Consider the following 8,951-nt stretch of genomic DNA (forward strand, 5'->3'; position numbering starts at 1 on the left):
TTACCTCAGGCCGAGCTTGCTGGTGCATGCAGGCCAGGCACCCCAGCCCTGTGCCGCCTGCACCTTCTCGGCGACCGCGATCTGCTGCTCGCGGGTGGCCAGATCGGCGCGCGGGGCGTACTGAGTGCCACCGAAGGCGGCCCACGTCTGCTGGGTGAACTGCAGGCCGCCGTAGAAGCCGTTGCCGGTGTTGATGGCCCAGTTGCCGGTGGCCTCGCACTGTGCGATCGAATCCCAGGTGGATGCGCGACCGGAGGCGGGCACGGCGGGCTTCGGCTTGGTTCCGACGCGGACGGTCGTGGCGACGGGCTCGGTGATCACGGTCGATGCCTTCTCGGTGCGGCCGACCTCGACGCCGTTGACGGTGTGCACGTCGAAGGTGACGGAGCGCTCACCCGGGACACCCGGGTTGTCGACGGCGGTCTCACCCTCGGTCATGTTCGGGTCGTCGACGCGGTGCTCGGCCGGCGGGACGGGCAGGTTCTCGACGCGGGACTCGATGCGGTCGCGGGTGACGACGATGTTCAGGCCCTCGGTAAGCGGAGCGTCGGCGGCGGGCGTCACGGAGTCGCCCTGCTCGAGCTTCGTGCCGTTGGCGGCGAGGAACTCACCGACCGTGGGGGCGGCGATCCGGACCGGGACCGCGGGCGCGGCGCCGTCGGTGAACTGGACGTTGCGCGGGTTCACGACGTCCAGGTCGATGCCTTCGAGCGGCAGGCGGTGCGACCGCGAGGCCGAGACGTGGACGTCGGAGGAGAGCTGGAACTGGGCCAGCGCCTCGTCGACGGTGAGCGCGGTGGTCCACACCGAGCGCTGCTCGCCGTCGACGGTCAGGTTGACCTCGCGGGCGCGGCGCAGGACGACGGTGTCGCCGTCGGAGACGGTCGCGTCGGCGGCCGGAGCGACGACGTCGTGCTCGCCGATTTCGTATCCGGCGTCGGCCAGGATGTCGCTCACGGTGGAGCTCATGGTGCCGAAGGCACGCTGCTCACCGTCGACGTCGAGGGTCAGTTCCTTGTGCTTGACGAGGGCGAAGATTCCGCCGGTGATGAGCGTCACGAAAAGGGCCGCGACGACCGAGTACAGCACGGGGGATTTGGCTCGATTGAGCTTGGCAAAAGGTGACACAACAATTCCAAACGGACGACAACTGTGATCACAGCACGGTAACGAACCGGCTTTGATACGGCAACTGCACCCGTCTGAACTGCGGATTCAATTGTAAATGCTTGGTGACATTTCGTGATTTTCGATCACTTCTCCGAGACCCGGGGAAAGTGGTACGGACGTGCGATTCTCACCCCGAATTACGAGCATGTGATTCCGGACGAAACGCCGTTCGAAAGGATGGTCGAAAGAAGGCGGAAATTCACGGCCCGACCCGGCCGTTCGCACACACGAGAACCCGGGCGCGCGGTGTGCCTTTCCGGCGGTTCCAGCCGCCACAAAGGCACACGGGCGGCGTCAGCCGCCGGCCATGAAGGGCACCTTCGGCGCGATGAAGCGGTCGAGGCTGTACGCCCCCGCCCCGACCGCGGCGAGCAGCAGCGACCCGAGGCCGAGCGCGCCGACGAGTTCCCACCCGCCGTCGTTGACGTAGACGCCGTTACCCATGTGGACGAACAGGTAGGCGCCGAGCATGTCCAGGAACAACAACACCCCGAACACGGGGACGAGCAGACCCAGGATCAGGGAGATGCCGCCGAGGATCTCCACCCACGTGGCGATGAACGCGCTGACCGGCGGCGCGGGGACCTCCATGCTCTCGAAGCCGGCCTTGGTGCCGGAGTAGCCGTTGACGGTGAGCTTCTGCAACCCGTGCACCAGGAAGATGACGCCGATACCCAGTCGAGCCAGCAGAATCGCGATGTCGCGGAAGAACGTGCTGTTCATGGGGAACCTCTCATCGACGAAACGGAAGGTTCACGCACATCGGTGATGCACGTCACACTCAATGTATCGCACCGCGGGAAATTGGTTGACTGCGCAACGATATGGTTTACGCTCAGGTAGTTGAACACGCAACGAACTGTGAGGAGCGAATCGTGAGCACCACCACCGACCGGGAACCCGACCGGTTCGAAGCCCAGCGCGAACGTCTCCGCACGCAGTACCTGCTGCCCGCCGACCGGCGGCCCGCCTCCACCGCCCGCGGGCTCCACCACACCGCGCTGCTCAGCAGCGACGTGGAGACGACGATCCGCTTCTACCAGGACCTCCTCGGATTCCCACTCACCGAACTGATCGAGAACCGCGACTACCCGGGCTCGACGCACTTCTTCTTCGACATCGGCAACGGAAACCTGCTGGCATTCTTCGACTTCCCCGGGCTCGACGTCGGCCCCTACCGGGAGGTCCTGGGCGGACTGCACCACATCGCGATCAGCGTCGCCCCCGACCACTGGGAACGGTTGCGGTCGGCACTCGCCGACGCCGGTGTCGCCACCGAGGAACACAGCGGGACGTCGCTGTACTTCCGCGACCCCGACGGCGCCCGCGTCGAACTCATCGCCGATCCGCTCGGCGAGATGTACGGGAACCAGGTGCTCTGACGGTCAGACCGGCCGCACGCCCTCGAACGCCTCGCCGAGCACCCGGCGCACCCCGACCCGCGTGATCTCCCGCGGGTTCGGGTACCTCCGCTCCGTCGCCAGGTGCGCGGCCTCGTCGAGGTCGCCCTCGCGCATCCCCAACTCGGCGAGGGTGGTCGGCCCACCCGCGGCGGCGACCAGGTCGAACACGCCCGCGGGCGCGGACTCGGTGCCGAGCACGTCCGCGATACGGGCCATCACGCCGGGCACCGCCTCCGCGTTGTACGCCATGACGTGCGGCAACATCACCGCGTGCGTCGCCGCGTGCGGCAGTTCGAACGAGCCGCCGAGCACGTGGCACAGCTTGTGGTGCAGGCCCATGCCGACGGCACCGAGGCACGTTCCCGCCAGCCACGCCGCGAGCAGCAACTCCGATCTGCCTCCGTGGTCGACGGCGTCGGCGCCGATCGCCGGCAGTCCCCGGCCGATCGCGGCGATGGCCTGCAGCGCCAGCGCATCGACGATCGGATTGGCCTGCTCGGCGTACAGGGCCTCGACGGCATGCGCCATCGCGTTCAACGCGCTGTTCACGGCCATGGGTACCGGCATCGACAGCGTGAACTCGACGTCGTAGATCACCGTCTCCGGCAGGATCTCCGGCGAGGATCGCGTCGTCTTGACCCCGTCCGCGGTCTCCCCCAGCACCGGGGTCACCTCGGACCCGGCGTAGGTCGTCGGCACGATCACCTGGTCGATCCCGGTGCGCACGGCCAGCGCCTTCGCCAGACCGGTCGTCGAACCACCGCCGACCGCGACGACCGCGTCGACGTCGTGCTCCTTGACGACCTGCAGCACCCGTTCCGTGACGGCGACCGGGGTGTGCATGACGGCACCGTCGAACCGGGCGACCCGCAGGCCGCCCAGGACGTCCTCGACGAAACCCGCCTGCTTGCGCACGTGATCGCCGCCGAGCAGCAACACTCGCGAGCGGCCGAGCTTCTCGACCTCGTCGGCCACGCGCGCGGCCGTTCCCGCTCCGAACACCACCCGGGCCGGCTGTGCCGTGTAGACGAAGTTGTACATGCCTCCGATTGTTGCGGTTCCGGCGCGCGTACCCGGGCGGTTCGGGATCAGATCGCCGGGAAGCCGTAGACCCGTTCGGCGTTCGCGGTGGTCGCGGCCGCAAGTTCGAGCGGATCCTCCCCGCGCACCTCGGCGAGCGCCCGCAGCGTGTACGGCAGGCAGTACGACTCGTTGGGGGCGCCCCGGAACGGATGCGGGGTCAGGAACGGCGCGTCCGTCTCCACCAGCACCTGCTCGCGCGGCACCAGCGGCGCCGCTTCGCGCAGCGCCTTCGCGTTCCTGAAGCTGACGGTCCCGGAGAAGCTCAGCACGTAGCCGGCGTCGACGCAGGCCCGCGCCATGTCCGCGTCCGACGAGAAGCAGTGGAAGATCACCGTCCCGGGAGCGCCTTCGTCGTGCAGGACCCGCAGCAGCTCGGCGTCCGCGTCGCGGTTGTGGATCATCAGCGTCTTGCCGAGGCGCTTGGCGAGGTCGATGTGCCAGCGGAAACCGTCCTCCTGCTCGACGGGGTCGGCACAGCCGTCGAGTTTGCCCGGCCAGTACAGGTCCAGGCCGGTCTCCCCCACCGCGACGCACCGCGGGTCCGCGGCGAGGCGTTCGACCTCCGCGCGGGTCTGCTCGTCGAGGACGTTCGCGCGGGTCGGGTGGATCGCGACGGCCGCGTAGACACGGTCGTCCCAGTGCGCCGCCTGCACCGCGAACCGTGCCGCGTCGAGATCGTCGGCGACCGTGACGACCCGGCCCACACCGACCGCGGCGGCCCGATCGACGATCGCCGCAACCGATTCGGGATCCTCCGCGCCGCACGCGTCGAGATGCGTGTGGGCGTCGACGAGGGGTGCGAGGGGTTCGGGGGGCTCGGGCGCGGGACGGGCTTTGCTCACGGGTTATACAGTAGGGCCACCATGACTGCGCCCATTTCCGCCCGCCCGCCGTTCTATCTGACCACCGCGATCGCCTACCCGAACGGTGCCCCGCACATCGGGCACGCCTACGAGTACATCTCGTCGGACGCGATCGCACGGTTCAAGCGTCTCGACGGCTTCGACGTGTTCTTCATGACCGGCACCGACGAGCACGGCCTCAAGATGCAGCAGACGGCCGTCAAGGAAGGGCTGCCGGTCGAGGAGCTCGCCGCGCGCAACTCGAGCGTGTTCGAGGCCATGGACAAGGCCCTGAACATCTCGTACGACCGGTTCATCCGCACCACCGACGCGGACCACATCGAGGCCAGCAAAGCCATCTGGCAGCGCATGGTCGATTCCGGCGACATCTACCTCGACACCTACTCGGGCTGGTACTCGGTGCGCGACGAGGCGTTCTACGCCGAGGCCGAGACGACGCTGCAGGAGGACGGCTCCCGGATCTCCACCGAGACGGGGACCCCGGTGGAGTGGACCGAGGAGTCCACCTACTTCTTCCGGTTGTCCGCCTACCAGGACAAGCTGCTCGCGCTGTACGAGGAGCAGCCGGACTTCATCGCCCCCGCGACCCGCCGCAACGAGATCGTCAGCTTCGTCTCCGGTGGCCTGAAGGACCTGTCGATCTCGCGCACCACGTTCGACTGGGGTGTTCCGGTGCCGGAGCATCCCGACCACGTGATGTACGTGTGGGTGGACGCGCTCACGAACTACCTCACCGGTGTCGGATTCCCGGACACCGAGTCCGACGCGTTCCGGAAGTTCTGGCCCGCGAACCTGCACATCATCGGCAAGGACATCACCCGTTTCCACACGGTGTACTGGCCGGCGTTCCTGATGTCGGCGGGCATCGAACTGCCCCGGCGGGTGTTCGTGCACGGCTTCCTCTTCAACAAGGGCGAGAAGATGTCGAAGTCGGTGGGCAACGTCGTCGACCCGCTCGAGATGGTCGAGAAGTACGGTCTGGACCAACTGCGGTTCTTCCTGCTGCGCGAGATCTCCTACGGGCAGGACGGCAGCTACAGCCACGAGGCGATCACCACCCGGATCAACGCGGATCTGGCGAACGAACTGGGCAACCTGGCGCAGCGGTCGCTGACGATGGTCGCGAAGAATCTCGACGGGCTCGCGCCGACGCCGGGCGAGTTCACCGAGGACGACCTGGCGCTGCTGGCGCAGGCCGACGGCCTGCTCGAGAAGGTGCGCGCCGAGTTCGACGTGCAGGCCCTGCACCTGGCGCTCGAGGCGATCTGGCACGTGCTCGGCGAGACGAACCGGTACTTCTCCGCGCAGGAACCGTGGGTGCTGCGCAAGACCGATCCGGCGCGCATGGCAACGGTCCTGTACGTGACGCTCGAGGTCGTGCGCATCGTCGGCATCCTCGTCCAGCCGGTGATGCCGGATTCGGGGACCAAGATCCTCGACCTGCTCGGCCAGGACACGGATGCCCGCACGTTCGCGGACCTCGCGACGCGTCTGGTGCCGGGCACCGCGCTGCCGGCACCGTCGCCGGTGTTCCCGCGGTTCGTCGACGACGCCGAATAGTCGGCATCCCGGGTTCGTGTCGGTGCCTTCCGTCACACTGCCCGCATGGGGAGCACTAGAACATACATTCGAGAAGAAGATCTGGGCGCCCAGGCGCTGCTCGACGAGCTGACCTGGGCGTACGAGCGGGGGTGGCAACCCGCGGACGTGCTGCACGTGACGGCGCGTTCCGGCGACCTCTCGGACGTGCCGCTCGGCGCGGCCGCGGTGCTGTTCGACGCGCACCGCAGCCGCGCCGAGGACCGGGCCCCGGAAGGCTGGCTCCGGCAGATCCGCACCGTCGCGGACCACCATCCGCATCTCGCCGCACTCGCGACGCGGATCCCGCCCGGCGATCGGGGTCCGCTGTTCGGCGCCGCCCTGCAGCGCGCGCTGCCGGACGTCACGCGGTTCCAGGTGACCGGCCTCGCGTTCACCTGGAAGTACCTGCCGCGCTTCACCGTTCTGGCCCCGCCGCCGTCGCAGTGGCCGCCGCTGCGCACCGCCGCCGCGGCGGATGCGGTCCCGGATCCGCGGATCCTCGACCGGATCCGCGGGCTGCTGTCGAAAGCGGAGTCCACCGACTTCCCCGAGGAAGCAGAGGCGCTGACCGCGAAGGCCCAGGAACTCGTGACCCGCTACGCGGTGAGCGCGGCCCTGCTCGCCGGGGAGGACGAATCGTCCGGCATCCGCGGGATGCGGGTGCACCTGGACAATCCGTACGCCAAGGAGAAGGTGCTGCTGCTCACCGCGATCGGGAGCGCGAACCGGGCGCGCACGGTGTGGTTCGCGAAGGTCGGTATCGCCACTGTCGTCGGCGGTGACGTCGAACTGCGCCAGATCGAGGTGCTGTTCGGGTCGCTGCTCGTGCAGGCGACCCGCGCGATGGCCGCGGCCGGAACCGGCGGCCGGGTCGGCGGCGGGGCCACCGCGTTCCGGCGCGCGTTCCTCGCCGGTTACGCCGGGCGGATCGGGGAACGGTTGCGGGAGGCCGATGCTCGTGCCACGGTCGACGCCGCCGCGGACGCGCAGGTGCCGATGACGACGCTCGCGCCGATTCTGGCACGCCGCTCCGAGGCGGTCGACGAGGAATTCCGCCGCCTGTTCCCCGCGACCCGGTCGTCGCGTACCCGCACCGTCGACGCCGAGGGCTGGCACGCCGGACGGGAAGCCGCCGAGAACGCCTGCCTCACCTCACCGTCGACGTCCGGCCCGCAGTGACGGGCCGCGAATCACGAGTCGGCGAAGCCGAGTTCGGTCGCCAGGGTCAGGCCCTGCTCGACGGTGTCGACGCTGTACGTCAGGATCAGACCCGTCTTCCGGTCGATCGTTTCGAATCCGGAACTGTACGTGTCGTCCGTGGCGTAGTTGACGATGCGATCACCCGAGGAGTGCACGCGACTGGCGTATCCGGACAGGGTTCGGTCCCGGTACCGGATGAAATTCGACCGGGCGTACTGGTCGTCGCGCCAGGCGGTGACCCACTGGTCGTCGTCCTCCGCCAACCGCATCGCCTTCCCGACACTCGAATCGGCGGTCACCACACACCGCAGCTGCAACGCACCCTCGTAACTGAATCCGGACTTGTCGCACGAGGACGACGAGGTGATCAGCTTGCTGGGCAGCAACGGCAGAACGTCCTCGGACACCTCACTGATGTATGCCGAGTCCGAGGTCGCAGGGGGTGCGCCGGCCGGGGCGGCGGCGTCGATGGTGGATGCCGCGGCGGTCGCGGGGGTCTCGCCACCGTCGACGGCGAAGTAGACGCCTGCCGCGGCGAGCACCGTGGCGAGCGCAGCCCCGGCGATCACGAACGGTGTGCGCGACCGCCCGGACACCGGAGCCGGTTCCGGTACGGGAACACCGGTGAAACTCGGCGCGGGAATGGGCGTGCGCGGCGGCTGCGCGGGCTCGCGGCGGACAGGCTCGGTCGCGCGCCATGGGGCAGGGTCGGTGGCGCGTCCGCCGGCGACGAACCCGGCCGCGCCCTTGGCGACGACGGTTTTCGGGTCGTCGAGGGTGGCGATCGGGCCGAGCTCGGCCAGGCGCCGGTGCACATACGGGATCCGGGAGGAGCCGCCCGTCAGATACAGCGCCTGCAACCGGCCGCGGTCGATCCCGGCCTCGCGCAGCACCGTCGCGGCCAGCTGCACCCCGCGGCCGATCTGCGGTTCGATCAGCTGCTCGAACTCCTCCCGGGTCAGGGTCAGGGTCAGGTCGGCGCCGTGGCCGGCCACCCGGATCGTCGCCGACGGGGCGTCGGAGAGCAGTTCCTTGGCGCGGCGGATCTGATCGTCGAGGGTGCGGCGGGCATCGAGCCCGGCGGGGCTGCGCAGCCACGCCACCAGCTGCGGGTTCTCGTCGGCCAGGTGCTGCTCGACCCAGCGCGAGATGGTGGCGTCGAGGTTCTTACCGCCCAGGGCGGTGTCGCCGCCGGCGCGCAGCACCTCGAAGGTCCACTCGTCGGTGGCGGTGAGCACCGCCACGTCGCAGGTGCCGCCGCCGAAGTCGAACACCGCGATGGTCGAGCCCTTGACGATCTTGGCGTCGTGCCGGCGGGAGTAGTAGAACGCCGCGGCGCGGGGTTCGGAGATCAGCGACACGTGCCCGCCGAGGCCGGCGGCGGTGGCGGCCTCGCGCAGCACCGCCAGTTCGCGGCCGGACCAGGCCTCGGGGTGGGTGAGCACCACCTCGCCGGGTGGCTGGTTGTTGTGGGCGGTCAGGGCGCGGGTGTGCACGGTGCGCAGCACCGCGGCGATGGTCGCGGCGACCGGCAGGTGGTGGCCGCGTACCAGCATCGACCGGTCGGACACGTGGGCCTTGGGGGCGGCGACGAAGCCGGCGGGGTCGACGGTGGCCTGGTTGACGGCGACCTCGCCGGTGGCGATGCCGC

8 protein-coding genes are annotated in these 8,951 nt (G+C 69.3%); 3 read left to right on the top strand and 5 right to left on the bottom strand.

The genetic code is table 11. The annotated features are described in order from the left end of the window. Both ACWDTS_RS01890 and ACWDTS_RS01895 read right to left on the bottom strand, forming a co-directional pair. Positions 1-1,128 carry a transglycosylase family protein gene (locus ACWDTS_RS01890; protein WP_197250947.1) on the bottom strand — a complete coding sequence of 376 codons (1,128 nt, stop codon included), beginning with the start codon at positions 1,126-1,128 and terminating at the stop codon, positions 1-3. Between the two features lie 336 nt (positions 1,129-1,464). Continuing rightward, complete coding sequence (locus ACWDTS_RS01895; protein ID WP_450117462.1) at positions 1,465-1,893, bottom strand: DoxX family protein; 429 nt, start codon at positions 1,891-1,893, stop codon at positions 1,465-1,467. Positions 1,894-2,045: 152 nt separating this feature from the next. Here ACWDTS_RS01895 and ACWDTS_RS01900 point away from each other — a divergent pair, with 152 nt between their 5' ends. Continuing rightward, complete coding sequence (locus tag ACWDTS_RS01900; RefSeq protein ID WP_197250945.1) at positions 2,046-2,552, top strand: VOC family protein; 507 nt, start codon at positions 2,046-2,048, stop codon at positions 2,550-2,552. A 3-nt stretch (positions 2,553-2,555) separates the two neighbouring features. Here ACWDTS_RS01900 and ACWDTS_RS01905 read toward each other — a convergent pair whose 3' ends face one another. Continuing rightward, the gene (locus ACWDTS_RS01905; protein WP_450111725.1) at positions 2,556-3,614 is read right to left on the bottom strand and encodes a maleylacetate reductase; all 1,059 of its coding nucleotides are present in this window, start codon (positions 3,612-3,614) and stop codon (positions 2,556-2,558) included. A 47-nt stretch (positions 3,615-3,661) separates the two neighbouring features. Next, on the bottom strand, positions 3,662-4,498 hold the full coding sequence (locus ACWDTS_RS01910) for a TatD family hydrolase (RefSeq protein WP_450111726.1): 837 nt from the start codon (positions 4,496-4,498) through the stop codon (positions 3,662-3,664). A gap of 21 nt (positions 4,499-4,519) precedes the next feature. Between ACWDTS_RS01910 and metG the strand changes: the two genes are divergently transcribed. After that, a complete protein-coding gene (gene metG / locus ACWDTS_RS01915) occupies positions 4,520-6,079 on the top strand; it encodes a methionine--tRNA ligase (protein WP_450111727.1) in 1,560 nt (519 codons plus the stop codon). Between the two features lie 45 nt (positions 6,080-6,124). Continuing rightward, positions 6,125-7,279: a DUF2786 domain-containing protein gene (locus tag ACWDTS_RS01920; protein WP_450117463.1), complete on the top strand. Its 1,155-nt coding sequence runs from the start codon at positions 6,125-6,127 to the stop codon at positions 7,277-7,279. 11 nt (positions 7,280-7,290) lie between these two features. Here the strand turns inward: ACWDTS_RS01920 and ACWDTS_RS01925 are convergent. Beyond that, a partial coding sequence (locus ACWDTS_RS01925; RefSeq protein ID WP_450117464.1) for an Hsp70 family protein occupies positions 7,291-8,951 on the bottom strand: 1,661 nt, incomplete at its 5' end.

It is taken from the genome of Rhodococcus sp. NPDC003383 (assembly GCF_053589115.1).

Excerpts from the sequence above, each read along its gene's own strand:
- metG (WP_450111727.1), top strand. The coding sequence starts at position 4,520 with ATGACTGCGCCCATTTCCGCCCGCCCGCCGTTCTATCTGACCACCGCG.
- ACWDTS_RS01920 (WP_450117463.1), top strand. The coding sequence starts at position 6,125 with ATGGGGAGCACTAGAACATACATTCGAGAAGAAGATCTGGGCGCCCAG.
- ACWDTS_RS01895 (WP_450117462.1), bottom strand. The coding sequence starts at position 1,893 with ATGAACAGCACGTTCTTCCGCGACATCGCGATTCTGCTGGCTCGACTG.
- ACWDTS_RS01905 (WP_450111725.1), bottom strand. The coding sequence starts at position 3,614 with ATGTACAACTTCGTCTACACGGCACAGCCGGCCCGGGTGGTGTTCGGA.